The 21,553-nt window shown below is 45.3% G+C and carries 12 protein-coding genes; 11 read left to right on the top strand and 1 reads right to left on the bottom strand.

The genetic code is table 11. The annotated features are described in order from the left end of the window. The first annotated feature begins 43 nt into the window (after positions 1 to 43). The 7 genes from ACOIT5_RS06260 to ACOIT5_RS06230 all read left to right on the top strand — a co-directional run bounded on the left by ACOIT5_RS06260 (position 44) and on the right by ACOIT5_RS06230 (position 14,277). On the top strand, positions 44 to 3,046 hold the full coding sequence (locus ACOIT5_RS06260; protein WP_423129615.1) for a glycoside hydrolase family 3 N-terminal domain-containing protein: 3,003 nt from the start codon (positions 44 to 46) through the stop codon (positions 3,044 to 3,046). Positions 3,047 to 3,516: 470 nt separating this feature from the next. Beyond that, positions 3,517 to 6,906: a SusC/RagA family TonB-linked outer membrane protein gene (locus tag ACOIT5_RS06255; protein WP_423129614.1), complete on the top strand. Its 3,390-nt coding sequence runs from the start codon at positions 3,517 to 3,519 to the stop codon at positions 6,904 to 6,906. Positions 6,907 to 6,918: 12 nt separating this feature from the next. Further along, positions 6,919 to 8,751 carry a RagB/SusD family nutrient uptake outer membrane protein gene (locus ACOIT5_RS06250; protein WP_423129613.1) on the top strand — a complete coding sequence of 611 codons (1,833 nt, stop codon included), beginning with the start codon at positions 6,919 to 6,921 and terminating at the stop codon, positions 8,749 to 8,751. A gap of 81 nt (positions 8,752 to 8,832) precedes the next feature. Continuing rightward, positions 8,833 to 10,044, top strand: a complete 1,212-nt coding sequence (locus ACOIT5_RS06245; protein ID WP_423129612.1) for an exo-beta-N-acetylmuramidase NamZ family protein — start codon at positions 8,833 to 8,835, stop codon at positions 10,042 to 10,044. A 3-nt stretch (positions 10,045 to 10,047) separates the two neighbouring features. Continuing rightward, a complete protein-coding gene (locus tag ACOIT5_RS06240) occupies positions 10,048 to 11,886 on the top strand; it encodes a PQQ-binding-like beta-propeller repeat protein (protein ID WP_423129611.1) in 1,839 nt (612 codons plus the stop codon). Between the two features lie 33 nt (positions 11,887 to 11,919). Further along, on the top strand, positions 11,920 to 13,095 hold the full coding sequence (locus tag ACOIT5_RS06235; RefSeq protein ID WP_423129610.1) for an NlpC/P60 family protein: 1,176 nt from the start codon (positions 11,920 to 11,922) through the stop codon (positions 13,093 to 13,095). Between the two features lie 33 nt (positions 13,096 to 13,128). Further along, positions 13,129 to 14,277, top strand: a complete 1,149-nt coding sequence (locus tag ACOIT5_RS06230; protein WP_423129609.1) for a dipeptide epimerase — start codon at positions 13,129 to 13,131, stop codon at positions 14,275 to 14,277. A 33-nt stretch (positions 14,278 to 14,310) separates the two neighbouring features. Here the strand turns inward: ACOIT5_RS06230 and ACOIT5_RS06225 are convergent, their stop codons facing one another. Beyond that, on the bottom strand, positions 14,311 to 15,285 hold the full coding sequence (locus ACOIT5_RS06225) for a polyprenyl synthetase family protein (RefSeq protein WP_423129608.1): 975 nt from the start codon (positions 15,283 to 15,285) through the stop codon (positions 14,311 to 14,313). 226 nt (positions 15,286 to 15,511) lie between these two features. Here ACOIT5_RS06225 and ACOIT5_RS06220 point away from each other — a divergent pair, with 226 nt between their 5' ends. The 4 genes from ACOIT5_RS06220 (at position 15,512) to ACOIT5_RS06205 (ending at position 21,511) form a co-directional block, all read left to right on the top strand. Next, on the top strand, positions 15,512 to 15,817 hold the full coding sequence (locus ACOIT5_RS06220; protein WP_423129607.1) for an ArsR/SmtB family transcription factor: 306 nt from the start codon (positions 15,512 to 15,514) through the stop codon (positions 15,815 to 15,817). A 231-nt stretch (positions 15,818 to 16,048) separates the two neighbouring features. Continuing rightward, positions 16,049 to 16,678 (top strand): RNA polymerase sigma factor, encoded by a 630-nt coding sequence (locus ACOIT5_RS06215; protein ID WP_423129606.1) that lies wholly within the window; start codon positions 16,049 to 16,051, stop codon positions 16,676 to 16,678. A gap of 126 nt (positions 16,679 to 16,804) precedes the next feature. Beyond that, a complete protein-coding gene (locus ACOIT5_RS06210) occupies positions 16,805 to 18,010 on the top strand; it encodes a FecR family protein (protein WP_423129605.1) in 1,206 nt (401 codons plus the stop codon). 147 nt (positions 18,011 to 18,157) lie between these two features. Beyond that, the gene (locus tag ACOIT5_RS06205; RefSeq protein WP_423129604.1) at positions 18,158 to 21,511 is read left to right on the top strand and encodes a TonB-dependent receptor; all 3,354 of its coding nucleotides are present in this window, start codon (positions 18,158 to 18,160) and stop codon (positions 21,509 to 21,511) included. Positions 21,512 to 21,553 lie beyond the last annotated feature (42 nt).

Below are 21,553 nucleotides of genomic sequence, written 5' to 3'. Positions count from 1 at the left end.
TTACGACTTACGACTTACGACTAATTACTTACGACTTCTTTTTATGACAAAACTCTTTTCTATCCTATTGATTTTGACTGCCTCGGCGAGTATTAGCCGGGCTCAGTTTGACCCCGAAAAACTCCTGGACCATCCCTGGGTCGATTCGGTCTATCATTCGCTGACGCCTGACCAGCGGATTGCCCAGTTGATCTGGGTTTACGCTGCTGCAAACCACGATGTCGACGCTCAGTTCAAACTGGCAGAACAAATCAAAAAATATAACCTGGGGGGAGTTATTTTTTTCTCAGGCGATCCTGAAAAACAGGCCCGGCTGACTAACCTTTACCAATCGGCCGCCCGGACCCCTTTGTTTATCGCGATGGATGCCGAATGGGGAGTCGGGATGCGTCTTCCCGGAGTCATTTCTTTTCCGTATCAAATGATGATGGGAGCTTCGTCCGATCCGGAGCTGATCAGGCAGGCAACTGCCGAAATGGCCCGACAGATGAAACGTTTAGGTGTTCAGGTAAGCCTTGGCCCGGTAGCTGATATCAATACCGAGCCGCTGAACCCGATCATCGGCATGCGGTCGTTCGGCGAATCGCCTCAGCAGGTAACTGCTTATGCCCTTGCATATATGCAGGGACTGCAAGAGAACGGGATCATGGCTGTAGCCAAACATTTTCCGGGACACGGCGACACCCGAACCGATTCGCACCTGACTTTACCCCGGGTTCCGTGGTCGCGCGAACGGCTCGACTCCACCGAACTGTATCCTTTTCGCCGGTTGGCAAGGCAAGGGATCGCCGGCCTGATGACTGCCCACCTGAATGTACCGGCCCTGGACCCGCAAGATGGGATACCTGCCAGCTTATCGCCTAAAATTATTCAGGGAATTATCCGCGACGAATGGCAATACCGGGGATTGGTGATTACCGATGCCATGAACATGGCCGGAGCGCTCTCGTTTGGCAAAGCCGGCGAAATTGAAGCGCTGGCGCTGAAGGCCGGAAATGATGTCGTGGAATTTCCGAAAGACCCGGAACTGTCGATCGCTGCAATTAAAAAAGCGTTGGAAAATAACAATATTACCTGGGACGAGATCAACCGGAAATGCCGGCGGGTACTGGCTGCCAAATATTGGGCCGGACTGCATCAGCTGAAACCCGTAGAATTGCCCCGTCTGACCGAAGATCTTAACGCGCCGCCGGTTGAACTGGCCAAGCGCCGCCTGATTGAAGCTTCGTTGACCTTACTGGAAAATCAGGACGAAATCATTCCGTTAAAAAAACTGGACACCTTAAAAATTGCTTGTCTGTCGGTGGGTAGCGAGTCGCTGACTCCCTTTCAGCGGATGCTGGCCAATTATGCCCCGACGACTCCTTTTAATCTTCATGAAAATTTTTCGGATGATGAACTGAACAGGCTGAAGGAACAACTGAATGATTATAACCTGGTGATTGCCGGTTTTCATTTATACGAAAGCAAAGGACGCAAATCCATGCAGGTGGGAAACTTACAGCGGTTAAAGCCGGAACGTCCTTACGGAATGACTGATGCCACGGAAGCCTTGCTTGCCTATCTGGCCCATGAGAAAACGGCCATTGAAGTCTTATTTTCGAGTCCGTATGCCCTGGCCGAAGTTCAGAATTTCGGGAAACCTGCCGGCCTGGTCATGGCTTTCCAGAATGATTCCCTGGTTCAGGAACTGGCAGCCCAACTGGTTTTCGGTGGAATCGGTACTTCCGGAAAACTACCGGTCAGCCTGGGCAGCTATTATGCGATGGGCGACGGTTATGCCATTGCCCAGCCTGTCCGTTTGAAATATACCATCCCGGAAGAAGCGGGCATAAACTCGTTCCGTCTTACTGCACGCATTGATTCCATTGTGGAAGACGCCCTGCACCAAAAAGCATTCCCCGGATGCCAGGTATTTGTTGCCAAAGACGGAAAAGTTATCTTTCAGAAGGCATACGGATATCATACATTCGAACAACGGGTTCCGGTCCGGACAGACGATCTGTACGATCTGGCCTCGGTGACAAAGATCAGCGGGGGCTTACCCGCCATATTGAAGTTATACGACGAGGGAAAGATCGAACTGGATCAGCCGGTAGCTAACTATTTCCCTGATTGGAAAAAGCGGTTCTTTCATCCGTCTGATAAGAATGATATCACGGTTCGCGAATTGTATGCCCATCAGTCGGGGCTGGTTCCATTTATTGGCTTCTGGAAGAAAACCCTGAAAGATGGCGGGCTATCTGCGAGGTGGTATAGCCTTCAGGCTGATGAAAAACATACTCTGTGTGTGGCGCCGGGCATGTATCTCAACAACCGCTTCCCAAAGATTGTCAACCGTGAGATCAGGAAAACTCCTTTAAAAAACCGTGGTCGTTACGTGTACAGCGACTTACCGCTGGTCATTACACCGCAGATTGTGGAATATATTACAGGAGTTGATTTTAACAGTTTTGTGGAAAACCATTTCTATCGCCCGCTTGGAGCCGACGCTTTAACGTACAATCCGCTGGAGCGTTTTTCCCGCGACCGGATCGTTCCGACCGAAGACGACCGGTATTATCGTTTTCAATTAGTACAGGGTACCGTTCATGATGAATCGGCTGCCGTACTGGGAGGAATCTCAGGAAACGCGGGTCTCTTTGCTTCGGCCAATGATCTCGCCAAACTGATGCAACTCTATCTTCAAACGGGAACTTACGGAGGAGAATCTTATCTGAGCGAGGCCACGATGAAAGAATTTACTCGGGTACAGTTTCCCGGAAACAATAACCGGCGGGGGCTTGTATTCGACAAACCCCTGCTGGACAATGCCAAAGTTGACCCAAAAAAAAGTTACCCCTGTCCCGGGGCCGGCCCCGAAAGTTTTGGACACTCCGGTTTTACCGGAACCTTTGTCTGGATTGATCCGGTCCATCAACTCAGTTATATTTTTCTCAGTAACCGGGTTTATCCCACCCGCGATAACAATAAGCTGGGCGAACTGAATGTACGGACCAATATCCTTCAGGCGCTGTATGACGAAATAAATGCAGACGAATGGTAACGGCGCCTGAAATGATCTTCATCCAATGACCTGAGTAAAAACAGAATGTTCAGCACAATAGGTCATCCAATCTCAATCAACCGTTAAAAACAAAAGAATGTCATACTTCTTTTTTAAGTTTTGTTCTATTTTTATTTTCTTGTTTTTACAATCAAGACAATGAGGCAATTATAATAATCCTTATTTCTGAAGCTAACCTTTGTTCTTTTCGCTTTACTATGTAGGAACCCGCTTGTAAAGAAGATGTTGAGAAATATCAAAAAAATAACATGTAATACATCTTACTAATTAAAATTATTTCATAACTTAGATGCTGTCTTTATTATGAGATAAACTCTTTAACAAGGGTTTGTATTTTGGAATGTAGTTAAAATGAAATAGATGTATGACATATGTCAGTCATATGTGCAATTCCATTCTTACGGATATTTATTTTGATTAAACTTTTCACTTTTCAAAATCTCTCTACTATGAAAAAAGGCTTATTACTTATTTTACTATGGTGCCTGATCATTCCACCGGTCATGGCACAAAGGCGGACTATTTCCGGGTTGGTTACGGAAAAGTCGACAAACGAACCGCTCCCGGGGGTGACAGTCATCGAAAAAGGGACTTCCAATGGAACAGTCACCAATCTCGATGGCGAGTTTAATCTCTCTGTTAATGTTGGCGCTACCTTACAATTTAGTTTTATCGGGATGCAAACTCAGGATGCTGTGGTAGGTAACCTTTCCATGATCCATGTTGCGCTCGAGTCGGTTGTTTCGCAGGTCGACGAGATTGTAGTGGTTGGCTACGGAACGCAAAAGAAAGCCAACCTGACCGGGGCGGTTGCGTCGGTCGACACAAAAGTTCTGGAGGCCAGACCTATTGCAGACGTTGGCCGCGGACTCCAGGGAACAACGGCCGGGCTTAATGTTGTTATACCAAGCGGAGAAATCGGATCGGACCCGATTATGAAGATTCGGGGGCAGTTAGCATCACTGAGGGGAGGATCATCTCCGTTAATTTTGTTGGACAACGTAGAAATTCCTTCGATACAAATGGTAAATCCGGATGACATCGAGTCCATCTCCATATTAAAAGATGCAGCTTCTGCCTCTATCTACGGAGCAAAGGCAGCCTTTGGAGTCGTATTGATAACGACAAAGAAAGGAGCTAAAACCGAAAGTATCAACGTTTCGTATTCCGGAAATTTATCGTTTCAGAATATTTCCAAGAAAATGGAGATGGGACGGCTCGATGCTCTGGAATACACGCTTCACGCTTTTGAACGTGTAGGCGGCACATCGGCAGGTGCGTTTTGGCATGTTACCCGTGAAGGTTACGAAAAAGCTAAAACATGGCAGGAGAAATGGGGAGATGTTGTAAAACCCAATGATCCGATGTTGTATGGCCGCGACTGGTATGTAGATGCCAACAACCGTAAAATCGGTTTAAGGACTTATGACCCCTATGATTATATGATCAAAGAGTGGACTCCTACCCAAACGCATAACTTGTCGGTGAACGGAAAGAACGGAAAGACCGACTACAACGTTAGTTTTGGGTATTTGGATCAGTCAGGCATCATCAAACCGGCCAAACATGATGATTTCAAGCGTTATAACGGAGCAATCCGTTTGGTAACAGAAGTCAACAGCCTGCTGAAAGTTCATGCCGGAACGATGTATTCCAAACGATCAAAAAGATATCCGTATGCGACCAATTCAACAACTGCCGACCCCTGGTTATACCTGTATCGCTGGGGACCAACCTATCCCATGACAACAGAAGACGGCGATCCGCTCCGAAGCCCCGTATCTGAGATGGAACAGGCGAATACTGCATTTCAGGAAACCAATTACACGAGTCTTAACGGAGGGTTTACCATCACGCCGCTAAAGGATTGGAATATTAATTTTGACTATACCCATGCGAATCAGGAATATATCAATAAAAGACCGGGAACACGTTTTACCTCCCGAAATACATGGACAGCTGCTATTCCAAAGAATGATGAAAACGGTAACCGGATCTATGTTAATGACTCAGGTGACGTTGTCTCTTCAACAACCGCAGGAGCTATGCCTGCTTATCAGTTAAATATGGAAACGTATACCGCAGTTGGAGCTAACCCGGACCATGTATATCGTTATGCCGGAAACAGCCAACGAAATACGCTAACCATTAATACCACATACGATCTGAATATCAACGACATACATCAGATAAATTTGATGATGGGTATAAACAGGGTTGGCTATGAAAGTGCTTACAATTGGTCTCAGATTACTCAACTAATTGATTACGGGAATCCTCAGTTTGATTTGGCCACAGGAACTCAAACAGCAAGCGGTGGTGAGTATTGGGAATCTCAGTTAGGTTTCTTTGGACGCATCAATTATAATTACAAAGAAAAATATTTGCTGGAAGCTAATCTAAGGTACGACGGCACTTCAAAGTTCCCATCGGACCTCCAATGGCGTTGGTTCCCTTCTTTCTCGGCCGGTTGGCGCATGAACGAAGAACCATGGATGGAATGGGCCAAACCAGCACTGAGCGCATTAAAATTCCGGGGGTCGTGGGGCACAATCGGCGACCAAACCGTTCCCAATAATCTGTATGTCTCCATGATGAGTGGTTCCTATAACAACTGGATCATCTCCAATGCGAAACTTTATCAGTTTGGTACCCCGAGCGCAGTTTCACCATCCGTTACCTGGCAGGATATTACCACGCTTAACCTGGGCTTCGATACCCGGTTTTTTGACAATGAATTTGGGATAACATTCGACTGGTTTAAACGTGACACCGAAAATATGATTGTTCCGCAAGAGGGTATTCCTGTCACTTATGGCGCAGTAGCTCCTCAAAGTAACTATGGATCATTGAGGACAAAGGGTGTCGAAATTCAGCTTGACTATAACCATCGTTTTCAAAGCGGCTTAGGAATTAATTTCGTGGCAACTTTTGCCGATACCAGAACCCGGATTACGGCATATGGCTCCACAAATAGTATTGACTCGTGGTATGTAGGCAAAACCTATGGTGAGATCTGGGGTTATGAAACTGACCGCTTGTACCAAAAAGATGATTTTGAATATGGTACCGATGGGAAATTAATCACGGTAACTTCTGCAGACGGCTATACTGTAAATAAATTATCCGATTCAGATGCGGCTACTCAGGGCCGGCTGCAATCAGGAAACTTCCGGTTTGGACCTGGCGATGTTAAGTTTAAAGATTTAAACGGTGACGGTGTCATCAATCCGGGGAACAGGTTGGTAAAGAATGCTGACGGAGAACCCGATTACGGAGACTTAAAGGTTATTGGGAATTCGACTCCGCGTTACGAATATGGCTTACGTGCAGGAGCCGATTATAAAGGCTTCGATGCTTCTGTTTTCATACAAGGTGTAGGGAAACGCGAGGTTTGGGGTGACGGCTTCCTGGCAATCCCGGGTTATAACTCGGCCGATGGCGCCATGCCCCAGGCAATCGCCGGTAACTTCTGGAAAGAAGACCGAACCGATGCATTCTATCCGGCTCCTTACAATATGGCCGGAAGTAGCACAACTTTAAACATGCAGGTGCAATCCAGGTATTTGCTCAACATGGCCTATCTGAGGATTAAAAACATCACGGTGGGGTATACCTTGCCTGATGAAGTTTCAAAGAAGATTTATGTTGACAGATTCCGTATTTACGCGGCTCTGGAGAACTTCTTTACATTCGACCACCTTCGTGACCTTCCTGTTGATCCCGAAGAAATAGCCGGTTATTCGATGTGGAACGACACGAACTATAACTTGAGCCGAACGGGTGTTGGTGTTCCGACTTTCAAGAGCGCTTCAGTTGGTATTCAGTTAAATTTTTAAACTAAAAAAATCATGAAAAGATATTTGTCAATCCTACTATTTACCGTTGCGCTTGTTCTTGGCGGATGCGACGACTTTCTCGACAGGCCGTCGTTGACACAAATGAGCGATGACACCTACTGGACAAATGAAAATAATCTCCGCTTGTTTGCAAATGGATTTTATTCCAATTATTTCGTAGGTTACAATGCAATCTGGGGAGTTGATTATGCACCTCTTCGCGGTTACTATTTCTCTGACGACGTAACCTCTTCCGGAAAACAAACCGGATTTGAAACCCAGGCGCCTGCTTCCAGGGCGTCAACTTCAGAAACAGCAGCATGGCTGACAACCTATGCGGGGCCTACCTGGAATTTTGTTTGGGTGCGAAAATCAAATTTATTCCTTGAACGGATTGAGGCGATGAAAGATGTTTACCTCACCACCGGAGAATATCAGCATTGGAGCGCAGTGGCCCGTTTCTTCCGGGGATACGAATACAGCCGTTTGGTGAGTGTGTTCGGCGACGTACCTTATTATGACCGGACTCATGAGGAATATGAACTTGATCAGCTATATAAAGACAGAGACAACAGAAACATGGTTATGGATAAAGTATACGATGATTTTGTATATGTTCTCGCCAATATCCGGGAATCAGATGGGAATGTCCAGTATCTGAACAAGTATATTGCAGCTGCTTTTATATCCCGTTTTATGTTATTCGAAGGTACCTGGCAAAAATATCATCTGAATAATGCCGAAAAAGCACAAAAATACCTGGAACTGGCTGTAAGCGCTGCAGATTTCGTGATAGCTTCGGGCAAATATTCATTCACAAGTGATTTCCGTTCCTTATTCGGCTCGCAGGATTTGGCCGGAAACAAAGAGGTAATCCTGTACCGCCATTACGATGCAGCATTAGGGGTAACACACCATGTTGCTTCGTATTCGAACATAACTGAAAGTCAGAATCCGGCTCCAAATTTAAGTCTGGCAAAAGCATTTATTTGCAACGACGGAAAACCATATCAACTATCGGAGATTCCGAATGCAGACAAACTGGATATCACGAATGTAGTTGCCACACGGGATCCTCGTTTTGAGGCCACCTTTTGGGATGCACCCAAGAAAGAAGCATCGACTTTACTTTATGCCTGTAAATTTATTGACCGGGTTGGAGTGACTTACTACGGAAAAACTTACCCGTCCATCTATGGTTCAAACACAAATACCAACGATGCGCCGGTAATCCGTTTGGCCGAAGTGGTTTTAAACTGGGTTGAAGCAAAAGCAGAATTGGCAACGATGGGTGGAACTGCCGTCACGCAAGCCGATCTTGATGCCTCCGTCAATGCAATTCGCAACCGCCCGCTGGATGCAACTGCAATTGCAAAAGGAATTGCGAAAACAACTCCTTTAATGCTCGCAAACATGCCTGACGATCCCGCCCGCGATCCTGATGTTCCAGTGCTTTTATGGGAAATACGCAGGGAACGCCGCATGGAGTTTGTCTATGAACACACCCGTTTAATGGATATTAAAAGATGGAAAAAGATTAATTATATGGATGGCGCAATAAAAACCGATAACCTGCTTGGCTTGTGGATTGATTTTCAAGCCGAGTTCACGGAATGGTTAGTCGAAGCAAAAGTAAATAAGCTCAAGGTCAAAAAGGCCGACGGAACCATTGTCACCTACAATGGTACCAATGCTGCCGATATGGTCGGGTACTACATCCCTGAAAATGTTTCCAACAGAGACGCCTTTACCGACCGGGTTTACCTTGCCCCGGTAGGAAATACGCAGATCAGCGAGTACCTGGACAAAGGTTACACACTAACTCAGACTCCCGGCTGGAATTAAACAGAACGTTCTTCCCGTATTTCGTATATAGTAAAGAGGCTGCTGCAGGCATGTTGCAGCCTCTTTTTAAAATTTATACAAATGAAATCTTTATTTTGGATTTTGGGTCTTTTTCTGATACTGATCCTATTGCCCAATTGTGTTTCTGAGAAAATAACCGATACCTCCGGTGAGGTTATTTCCGGTGCCGCCCGTACCGACATCTATCTCCCCCTGCTGAACGATAAACGGGTAGGCTTGGTGGTGAATCAGACTTCGGTCGTCGATTCGGTTCATCTGGTTGACTTTCTTTTGTCAAAAAAAGTAAACATTACCGCTATTTATGCACCCGAACATGGTTACAAGGGAACCGTTGAGCGCGGAGAATATATCGAAAGCTCAATCGATTCCGTAACCGGTATCCCTGTTTTCTCCATTTACGGGAGAACACGTAAACCAGCCCCTGAAATGCTGCGGGGGATTGATGTGATGCTATTCGACATACAGGATATCGGCGTCCGGTTTTTTACGGTTGTATCGACCATGAGCAATGTAATGGAAGCTTGCGCAGAAAACGGAATTCAGGTGATTATTCTTGACCGCCCCAATCCCTTGGGATATTATGTAGACGGGCCGGTGATGAAACCTGAATTCACCAATTTCATCGGACTGCATCAGGTGCCGGTGGTGCACGGCCTGACTTTGGGCGAATTCGCGATGATGATCAACGGAGAAAGCTGGCTGAAAGATTCGGTGAAGTGTGACCTGGAGGTTATACCTGTTAAAAACTACACCCACGCCACCAGGTACCAATTACCGGTTGTCCCGTCACCAAATTTGCCGGACATGAAGTCTGTTTACCTTTACCCGATGGTCTGTTTCTTTGAAGGGGCCGAGGTAAACGAGGGCCGGGGAACCTTTAAGCCTTTTCAGCAATTTGGTGCCCCCTGGTTCACACCCCGCGATCATGCCTATGTTCCGGTATCGATCCCGGTGCTGGCCTTTCATCCTAAGTTTGAAAACGATACCTGTTACGGTTACGATCTGTCAGATAGCTCGTTGGAAGAACTTCAGGATATCCGGCAAATCCAGTTGAAATATTTGATCGAATTTTATCAGAAATGCCCTGACAAAGAAGCTTATTTTACCAGTTTTTTTGAAAACCTTGCGGGTTCAGATACTTTACGAAAACAGATTATAGCCGGACACACCGAAGAACAAATCAGGGAAAGCTGGAACGATGACCTTCAGAATTATAAAGAGATGAGAAAGAAATACCTGCTGTACGATGAAACAGCAGGCACAGAACAATAAGTCATGAAACACACCGGATTCATTTTATTCATCTTCCTGTTTATTTGCAGCGCGCAATCCCAACCCATCCGTTTTGCCCACGTGACCGACATCCATATCGGAAGCAGCACTTCGGTGGAAGACCTGGAACTCACCATCAACGATATCAACGCGCAGGAAGAAATCGATTTTGTGGTTCTTTCGGGCGACATCACTGAATTTGGTTCCGACGAGGAGTTGCGGGAAGCCCGGGAGCTGATCGACCAACTGAACAAACCGTGGTACATTGTTCCCGGAAACCACGACTCCAAATGGTCCGAAAGCGGCAACAACAGCTTCGTGCGGATTTTTGGCTACGAAGAATTTTCATTTGAAAAGAATGGCTATCGGTTTATCGGGACGGCAAGCGGTCCGAACATGCGCATGGCCCCAGGACTGGTTCCCCGCGAACAGATTGTTTTTCTCGACTCGGTATTGACCAACTTGTCCGACCCGGACCAACCGGTTATTTTTGTCAACCACTATCCGCTTGACGAATCACTCTCGAACTGGCACACAATCATTGACTTGTTGAAGACGGGAAACATTCAGGCCACTTTATTGGGACACGGACACCAGAATAAGTTGTTCCATTTTGAAGGTATTCCCGGAATCATGGGCCGCTCTAACCTGCGGGCAAAGGCCGATACCGGCGGCTACAACCTGGTAACCATTGCCCGCGACACGCTGTTTTACGCCGAACGGGCCCCCGGTGGAAAAACCCGGCCGAACTGGTGTGAAGTCCCGCTTAAAAACCACCACTTTGCCCGCGACACCACCCGCTGGCCCCGCCCCGATTACACAGTGAACAAACAGTTCCCCAACGTAAAAACCGTTTGGGAAATTCAGGACAGCAGCGATATTGGAACTGCCATCAGCAGTTCGGGCCATATCGCCGTTTATGCCAACACCAAAGGCGAAGTTGTTGCTCTCGATCAAACAAGCGGGGGAAAAATGTGGAGCTTTCAAACTTCAGGAAAAATCTACTCCACGCCGGCCATTGCCAAAAACCGCGTCGTCTGCGCCTCAACCGATCAATCAATTTATTGTCTCAACCTGAAAGACGGGAAGCTTCATTGGGCTTTCCCAACCGGAAAGGCGATTGTTGCTTCACCCGTCATCGAAAAAAATTCGGTTTATATCGGATCGTCCGAAGGGATCTTCCGCTCAATCGACCTGCCATCGGGAAAATTGAACTGGGAGTTTGCAGAAGTGAAAAACTTTGTGGAAACCCGTCCGTTGGTTTACGGCGAATTGGTTTATTTCGGCTCGTGGGGAAACACTTTTTACGCCTTGAATAAAAACACCGGCCAGTTAGCCTGGACACGCGAAAAATATTCCAACCGGATGTTATCGCCGGCCGCGGCGTGGCCGGTTGCAGCAAACGGTAAAATTTTCATTGTTGCCCCCGACCGCCATATGACCGCGTTTGATGCGAAAACCGGCGCAGAAATTTGGGACTCCGGCCAGTACACCTGCCGCGAGTCGATCGGTATCTCGGCCGACGGGGAACTGGTTTATATCAAAAACATGAATGAAGGCAATGTGGATGCTTTTTGTACAAACGCCAATGAACAAAAACTGGCTTGGGAATGCAAAGCAGACCTCGGCTACGAAATAGCCCCCTCGCCTATCACCGAAGCCGGCAACCTGGTGTTTGTACCGACAAGCTCCGGAATGGTTTACGCCATTGACAAAACCACTCACTCGGTGAGTTGGAAATACAAAGTTTCGAACGCGCTGGTCAATTACATCCTTCCGGTCGAAAACCGCAAAGTGCTGGTATCGGTGCTCGACGGCAAAGTGGTATGCCTTCAGTATTGAGCTTTTTATAATTTCGCAGAAAGAAAACCGATCATGAAAAACTTATTCCGCCTGCCCATTCTTTTACTTTTTGTTTCTCTTTTTTGGATAAGTTGTTCATACAACCGACTGGATTCGCAAGCCAACGAAATCGTCGTAAAAATAAACCAACAGTTTGCTCCCGATCCTCGGGTCGCCATTTTCGATATTGATCTTTCGGCAAGCTCCGGAAAGCTGGTACTTCAAGGGAAAACAAGCTTGCCGCTAGCTATTCAGGCGCTAAAAGACAGTTTGGCTTCTTTTAACGTTGAAATTGTTGATTCGGTAGTTGTTTTGCCCGATGTTTCCGTGGGCGAAAAAACCTGGGCACTTGTAGCCTTATCTGCCGGCAACATGCGTACTGAGCCGAATCACGCGGCAGAAATGGCTTCGCAATTATTAATGGGCACGCCTGTCCGCATCCTTCAGCAAAGAAAAGGCTGGTACCTCGTGCAGTCGCCCGACAAATACATTGGCTGGTGCGAAAACAGCACGCTGAGCACCCTGACCGAAAGCGAGTGGACCGCGTGGAAACACAGCAACCGGTATATTTATCTCAGAAAAGATGGTTTGCTTTTCGAAAAAGCAAACGAAACAAGCGAAGTGGTTTCCGATCTTGTTTTGGGCGACTTGTTTGTTGTGATATCGGCGGAAAAACATTTTTTGCAGGCGCTGCTTCCCGACGGCCGGAAAGGTTTTGTTAATGAAAGCGATTGTTTGTCGTTTTCTGAATGGAAAAATGTTGTTCCGCAGGCAGAGCAAATCATCGCAACAGCAGCCACGCTGAAAGGCAGTCCGTACCTGTGGGGCGGCACGTCATCAAAAGCGGTTGACTGCTCGGGATTAATCAAAACAGCCTGGTTTTCGCAAGGGGTCATCCTCGCCCGCGATGCCTCGCAACAAGCCCGTTTTGGCGAAATATTAAATGTCGATGATATAAACTCGTTTGAACCGGGCGACCTGTTGTTTTTTGGAAGAAGTAAAGAACGGGTTTCGCACGTCGCTTTGTATATCGGGACCGGAAAGTACATTCATGCTTCCGGAATGGTGCGGATCAACAGCCTGAACCCGCAAGACCCCGATTTTTCGGAATTTAACCGGAACCGGCTGGTGTCGGCAGGCCGCGTATTCAGTCAACTGAATACCGATGGGATTACACAGGTGAAAGACCACTCCTGGTATTCCGATTAGGAAAAAAACAATCAAACCAAAATGAAACACAACGTGAAACAAACACGAAGAAACTTTATAAAGACAGGAAGCCTGACCGCACTTGCCGGGTGGGCAGGAATTCGAACCAGTTTTGGAAATATGAAAAAAGAAGAGAAAAGGAAGGCAGGAAAAGGGTTGGAACTGCGATTCAAACCATACGAATTGCAACTAAAACACGCCTTCACCCTGGCAGGCAGTTCGCGGTCGGCAACGCCGGTGATGCTGACCGAAATTGAGTACGATGGGATCATTGGTTACGGTGAGGCTTCCATGCCGCCATACCTGGGCGAAAGCCACGATACAGCGGCGAAGTTCCTGTCATCGCTCAACCTGGGCCAGTTTAACGATCCGTTCCAATTGGATAAAATCCTGGACTATGTTGATGCCCTGGCGCCGGGGAATTGTGCGGCAAAAGCATCGGTCGATATCGCCTTGCACGATTTGCTGGGCAAGATCATGAAACAACCCTGGTATAAAATATGGGGGTTCGATCCGGCAAACACGCCCGATACTTCGTTTACGATTGGCATTGATACGCCGGAGGTGGTTCGCCAAAAAGTAAAGGAGGCTTCAGCTTTTAAAATTCTGAAGGTGAAACTCGGCCGCGACAATGATCAGCAAATGATTGAAACCATCCGGCAGGAAACCGGTGTTCCCCTGTGTGTCGATGTGAACCAGGGATGGACCGACCGGCAAATGGCGCTGGATATGATTCACTGGCTAAAAGAGAAAGGGGTGGTTTTTGTGGAACAACCCATGCCTAAAGCCGCCATTGAGGATATGGCCTGGCTTATGCAGCACAGCCCGCTTCCCACGATTGCCGATGAAGCCTTGCAACGACTGGATGATGTTCAAAAAGCACATGGAGTTTATTCGGGCATCAACATCAAACTGATGAAATGCACCGGCATGCGCGAAGCCCACAAAATGCTGACACTGGCCCGTTCGCTAAACATGAAAGTGATGATTGGGTGCATGACGGAGACTTCCTGCGGAGTTTCGGCGGCCGCTCAACTCTCGCCTGCCGCAGATTGGGCCGACCTGGATGGCAACCTGCTCATTTCAAACGACCTGTACGAAGGTATCCGGATTATCGGCGGGAAAGTGACTTTGAGTGACAAACCGGGAATCGGGATCGAAAAATTAACAAGCGCAGGTTGATCCCTGTTTTTGACGATCGGCACGCGGCGTTGCTTATTTCTTTCGGGTCGTGATGTAGTTGACCAACTCAACCATGGCGTCGCGGGCTTCCGACGGAGGAAATTCGTTTAGCTTCGAAACGGCCTGGTCGCGGTAAAAGTTCATTTGTTCGGTGGCATATTCCAGTCCGCCCCGTTCAACAACCAGCCTGACCAGTTCCTGCACTTTGGCGGTATTCTTATTTTTCTTTTTCACTTCCTGCAAAATGCGTCTTTTTTCCTTTTCGCCCGAATTACTAAGAACGTACAATAGCGGAAGGGTGATTTTCTTTTCTTTGATATCGTTGCCGGTTGGTTTCCCGAGTATTCCTTTTGCCTGGTAATCAAAAATATCGTCTTTAATCTGGAACGCAATCCCGGCGTCGATCCCAATCTCAAACATCCGCTCAATCACATCCTGGTCGTCGGTAACCGATGCAGCGCCAATGGCCATACTGGTAGCAATCAGCGAGGCCGTCTTTTTGCGGATAATTTCAAAGTACGTGTCGTAATCAATGTCCAGTTTGCGGCTTTTGCGTAGTTGCAGGATCTCGCCTTCGCTCATGTCTTTCACCGACCTGCTGATCAGCTGTAAAAAATTGTATTTGTTATTGTCAAGGTTGAGCAGCAGGCCTTTGGCCAGAATGTAATCGCCCACCAACACGGCCAGTTTGTTTTTCCACAAGGCGTTAATTGAAAAGCTGCCGCGACGCTCGTACGACTCGTCCACTACATCGTCGTGAACCAGGGTGGCCGTATGCAACAGTTCGATGGAGGAAGCCGCCATGTAAGTCGATTCGTTGAACCCGCCATGCATTTTTGCCGAAAGAAAAACGAACATCGGCCGCATTTGCTTGCCTTTTTTTCGCAGGATGTAGTTGATAATTACCGACAACAAAGGGATATCGCTCTGAATCGTTGACCGGAAGTAATCTTCGAATTTTTTTAGTTCTATGTTAACCGGAGCCGTAATGATATCCTTTGAGGTCATATTTTGTCATTTTCAACTATTCAAAAATAGTAATTTATCTTAGTTTTGCAGCTTAATTGGTTAAGCCGGCGACCAATAAATGATCTAATCTCAGAAATCGGCTGACACGCAGAGAACGAATGGCTTGTCTAAATTAAAATTGATCTAAACAACAGGATAGTTGTAAACTTTTCTTTTAGAAGAAATTAAATAGTTATATATTTGCATTTCATTTAAACGATTCAGAATGATGGCTATACAGGAATTAGATATTGACCAGTTAGATATGGCTGCAAACATGTTGAAGGCAATTGCCCATCCCATGCGTATAGCCATTTTAAAACACCTTGAAGGCGGAAGAAAACTGACGGTAACCGAAATTCACGAATTACTGGGGATTGAACAATCGACCACCTCTCACCACCTGGGGATTTTAAAAGACAAAGGCGTATTATGCTCGCGCCGGGAAGGGAAAAACACGTTTTATTACCTGAAACACGACGTATTAAGCCAGATTGTTGATTGCCTGCAACGCTGCACCTGCGGCGAATAAATCAACGGCTGAAACCGACCAGGAAACCATTCAGAAGAACTTATCTTTGATTATTCCCTTGCTCAACCGGAATATTCTATGACCCGACAATAGTCAGAATGACTTTGGCTCTGTTGTTGCTTAATGATCAATACCTTTAATTTTTTTTTTGCTCAGGGTCAAATCGTGATGAATAAGTTTAACTTTGGAACGGTGTGAATTTCTTAACCTAACTCTTGAAAAGAAACCAGTATGAAAATGGAGCTGAGTAAAGATACATTTGAAGAAAACAGAGAGACGGAGCTCGATTCGATCCAAAAGCTAAATAATGGTGACCCCAAGGCATTAAAACTTTTTTTTGATGGCTTTTATCCTTCGGTTTGCGTTTATGCCATTAGATTTATCAAACAATCTGATGTTGCAGAAGATATTGCCCAGGATGCCTTTGTTCAGTTTTGGAAAATCAGAGATCATTTTACCAGTATCCGGAAGATCCGGGCGTTTATTTACACTACGGTACGGAACGCATGTATCAACCATTTGAAACAGAAAAAGACAAGAGAGGATATTCTTGCCCATAACCCAATAATTGAAGAGTTATCCTATGAATTATTGATCGAAGAGGAAGTCTATCGGTTACTGGACGCCGCCATTCAGCAGTTACCAAACCGAACCAGGGAAATTATTCTGCTGGCCCTTCAGGGGCATAACAACACGGAAATTGCTGAGATATTGGGCGTTTCAATCAACACAATTAAAACACTGAAAAAGAATGCTTACGTCGATTTGAGGCATATGCTCAGTAATCAAGCCTATCTTTTTTTCCTTCTGAAGTACTCCGGTCTCCTGTTTCCCGTCCTCGATTCCCTTTTTGCATCTTGATACTTGTGTTTTATGTCAGTTTTTCGATCAGCAATCGATAATCGTTAATCTACAATTGTAATTTAACTGGTTTTCTATTCACCCTGTTTTTGACTTAAACTGTTCAATAAGTGAAAAACGGCAAGAATGGAAGCTTTTAACGAAAATACAGACGAGATTTTAGCTATCTCAGAAAATATTGCCAGGAAACTGAGTGGTGAAGAACTGAGTAATGAAGAGGAAAAAAAGCTAGGTGATTGGATCTTTTCTTCTGCACGGAACCGAACTTTATATAACCAGATAAAGGATTCCCGGAATTTTGATCGGCGCAATGAACTGATCAGGCAAATCAACACCGAAGGAGCATGGTTAAGGTATAAGCAAAAGATAAACATCGATCCTGACCGAAAGCGATCTGTACGATGGTGGCAATATGCTGCGGTCATCTTTATTCCTGTTTTACTGGCGATCCTGCTTTATATCCCTCAGCATGAAAGAGAGCGTAATCAGGTTCAGGTAGCCAAAGAACAGATCGTTCCCGGATCAAAAAATGCCGTATTGGTATTGGGAAGCGGAAAAAGCATCGATCTGAGGAAGAATGATTCTTTGAACATTAAAGAACAAGACGGCACCCGGATTGTAAAAGATGATCAATTGCTGTGTTATCATCAACCGACCGATGAAACTAATATGAAGGTGCCGGATAATACACTGATTATTCCTCGTGGCAGTGAATACAGTTTAATTCTTTCTGACAGCACAAAGGTCTACCTTAATTCGATGAGCAAACTTGTCTTTCCTGTTAGCTTCTCAAAAAGGGAAAGAGAAGTCTTGTTGGAAGGGGAAGCTTGCTTCATGGTAAAAAAAGATCCGGGAAAACCTTTCATTGTTAACGCAAACGGGATACGCATTGAAGTGTTGGGGACTACTTTTAATGTGAACGCGTACAAGGATCAGGGAAATATTGTCACGACGCTTGTGGAGGGAAAGGTCCGCCTCTTGGCGGGGATCGATCAATCCAGGGAATACATTTTGTCTCCCGATGACCAGGCTGTTTTTAATGCTTCATCCGGCGATGAGGTCCAGATCCGGCAGGTTAATGCTTTAGATTATATCCAATGGATTGAAGGCGTGTATGTTTTTGATCAACAATCGCTGGGAGAGATCATGCAAACTCTTTCGCGTTGGTATGACTTCAATTATTGGTTTGAACAGCAAGACATTAAGGACATCAAATTTAGAGGAGGCTTAAATAAATACGAAAGCATTGAGCCTATTCTCGAAATTATTGAGAGCACAGGAAAAGTTAAAGCAACGATAAAAGGGAAAAATATACTATTTAGTAAAAGATAAAAAGAAGCAGGAAATGTTTGCCGCATTCCTGCCTCCCATTCCTGTTTATAACAGAAATTTTAAATTAAAAGAGAACACGAATTTATGAAAAAAAAACGAATTGACGGCTTTCCTTTATGGGGAAGCAGGCTAAAACTATTCAGGGTTATGAAAATCATAACTTTTTTGATGCTCGCCGGATTCCTTCAGGTTTCAGCAAGCATCTATTCTCAGACGACTAACATTAAGTTAGCTGTAAAAACTTCAAGTCTGGACGATGTCATCCAACGAATCCAGAGGCAAACGGAGCTTGTCTTTTTTTATTCTCCGGCCGATGTTGAAGGGATTTACGTTTCAAACATCGAACTGGATGGAGTCAGTTTGGAGGAGGCTTTAGACCACTGTTTAAAAGGCACTGATTTAAAGTACAAAATCAGTCATAATGCAGTTATTCTTCGAACAACCGAAGATGAATCGCCTGAAATAGTCCTTCAGGCACAGTCCAGAATAAAAGGAAAAATTACCGATGAAACCGGGTCGCCACTACCTGGTGTAACAATCACCATAGTTGGAACAACCCGAGGAGTGATCACGGATACGGACGGAACGTATTCCATAGATGCCGAACCTGCAAATAAGCTGGTTTTTTCTTTTGTCGGTATGGAAACCCAAACCCTTGACGTTGGCAGCAGGAAAGTCATTGATGTTATCCTGAAAGAGAAAACAGACGAGTTGGAAGAAGTCACCATCGTGGCCTTCGGAAAACAAAAAAAGGAAAGTGTGATCGGATCCATTACGACTGTGAATACAAAAGATTTAAAAACACCTTCGAGTAATCTTACCACAACATTGGCCGGTAATATGGCTGGTGTAATCGCCTACCAGCGAAGCGGGGAACCCGGGCAGGACAATGCCGATTTCTTTGTCCGCGGTATAACAACTTTTGGGACAAACACCAACCCATTGATTTTAATTGATGGTGTAGAGCTCACCTCTACCGATCTTGCTCGCCTTCGCCCTGACGACATTCAAAGTTTTTCGATACTGAAAGATGCTACTGCAACTGCTTTATACGGTGCCCGCGGGGCAAATGGTGTTGTTCTGGTAACGACCAAACAGGGGGTTGAAGGTCCTGCAAAAATTTCATTCCGCTTCGAAAACTCCATGTCGGCTCCAACGCAAACTATAGAAATGGCGGATCCCGTAACTTATATGAAAATGCATAATGAAGCAATCCTTACCCGGGATCCCTTAGGAACTATCCTGTATTCGCAAGAAAAGATCGAAATGACAGAGGCTGGAAAGTATCCTCTTATTTATCCAGCCAATGATTGGAAAGAAATGTTGTTCAAGGATTACACCATGAACCAGCGTATGAACCTGAATGTCAGCGGTGGAGGTGGAGTTGCTCGTTACTATGTTGCCGGATCATTTAATCGTGACAACGGCATACTGAAAGTGGACAAACGCAATAATTTCAACAACAATATAGCAATCAATAATTTCGATTTACGATCAAATGTCAATATTGACATCTCCCCAACCACAGAATTGATTGTACGCTTGAGTGCCAACTTCGAAGAATACAAGGGCCCCCTTCGCGGAGGTACCGACATGTATAATTTGATGGCGCATTCCAACCCCGTACTTTTTCCCGCCTACTACCCTGCTGATGAAGAATTTAAGTACGCAAACCACATTTTGTTCGGGAACTACGACAACAGTAAAATTAATCCCTATGCAGAAATGGTGCGAGGTTACAAGGAAAAATCACGTTCGCAGATATTGGCCCAATTAGAACTGAAACAGGATTTAGATTTCATTACCAAAGGGCTATCTGCCAGAGGTATGTTGAATGTCAGCCGTTTATCGCAATTTGGTGTAAACAGGTCGTATAATCCGTTTTATTATGAAATCAGCACCTACAATCGACTGAACGGGGATTACAAATTGTTCGAAACAAATATTGGCACCGAATATTTAGCTTATTATGAGTTGAATGATGACAGAAAACAGAATTCATCGTTTTATTCTGAAGGTAGCCTGAACTATGTTCGTGATTTCGGTAAGCACAGCATCAGCAACTTATTGGTATTTCAGGCTCGGGAGACCTTGAATGCCAACGAAGGTTCGTTGCAGCTATCGCTCCCTTCCAGGAATATAGGATTGTCGGGGCGCGCAACTTATTCATATGATTCCCGTTATTTTGCCGAATTTAACTTTGGATATAACGGAAGCGAACGTTTTGATAAAAACAATCGTTTTGGATTTTTTCCTTCAGCAGGTGCCGCATGGCTTATTTCCAACGAACAGTTCTGGGAAAATATGAAACCGGTTGTAAACAACCTAAAACTGCGTTATTCCTATGGTTTAATCGGTAACGACCAGATTGGCACTGCCTACGACCGGTTCTTTTATCTTTCGGAAGTGAATATGAATGATGGCGGAAGGGCTGCTACTTTTGGACAGGAATACAATACGAGATATAACGGAATTACCATTAACCGTTATGCCAATCCGTATATATCCTGGGAAAAATCGTATAAACAAAATTTTGCCCTTGAGCTGGGCATGTGGAACGAATTGAGTCTTATTGCCGAGTATTTTACGGAAAAAAGATCCAATATCCTGATGACCCGGTCAAGCATTCCCAGCACAATGGGTTTGACCGCGACTCCGAGAGCAAATGTGGGCGAGGCGTCGGGTAAAGGTGTGGATATGACCTTGGAATATCAGAAAAACTGGAATAAAGATTTTTGGACATCGGCACGCGCCAATTTTACATATGCTACCAGCCGATATGATGTCTACGAAGAACCTGAATACAAAGAGCCTTGGCGTTCAAGGGTAGGCCTATCATTAAATCAGGTAAGCGGATATATTGCCGAGCGGCTCTTTGTTGATGATGAAGAAGCTGCCAGTTCGCCGCCACAATACATAGGTACATCTAAATATGGCGGAGGAGATATTAAATATCTGGATGTAAACCGCGACGGTAGAATAACAGAAGCTGATAGAGTTCCTATAGGTTTTCCTACGGTACCTGAAGTTATTTACGGATTCGGGATTTCAATGGGATATAAAGGATTCGATTTTTCTGTATTTTTCCAAGGAGCAGGTAGACAATCGTTCTGGATTGATGCAGCTAATACAGCGCCCTTCATTAATGATGCCCAAATCCTTAAGAAATATGCCGACAGCTATTGGTCTGAAGAAGATCAAGATGTATATGCCTTATGGCCAAGATTAAGCACGACTTTGATCTCAAACAATGTTGCAACAAGTACCTGGTTTATGCGCAATGCCTCTTTTCTGCGTCTCAAACAGTTAGAGTTTGGCTATACAATACCCAAACAAATCACTGGAAAAATAGGAATGAACAACTTCAGGTTATATGTCAGTGGGACCAATCTGCTTCTTTTCAGTAAATTTAAGATGTGGGATGTGGAAATGGCTGGTAATGGTCTGGGGTATCCTATTCAGAGAGTAGTTAACTTTGGATTAAACTTTACTTTTAACTAGTTAAGGATAAGCAATATGAAAAAATATAAAATTATAATATTT

This window comes from Gaoshiqia hydrogeniformans (assembly GCF_049347105.1).
GTDB lineage: Bacteria > Bacteroidota > Bacteroidia > Bacteroidales > Prolixibacteraceae > Gaoshiqia > Gaoshiqia hydrogeniformans.
Note: the sequence above shows the minus strand (reverse complement) of the source record. Positions and strands in the feature narration are given on the sequence as shown.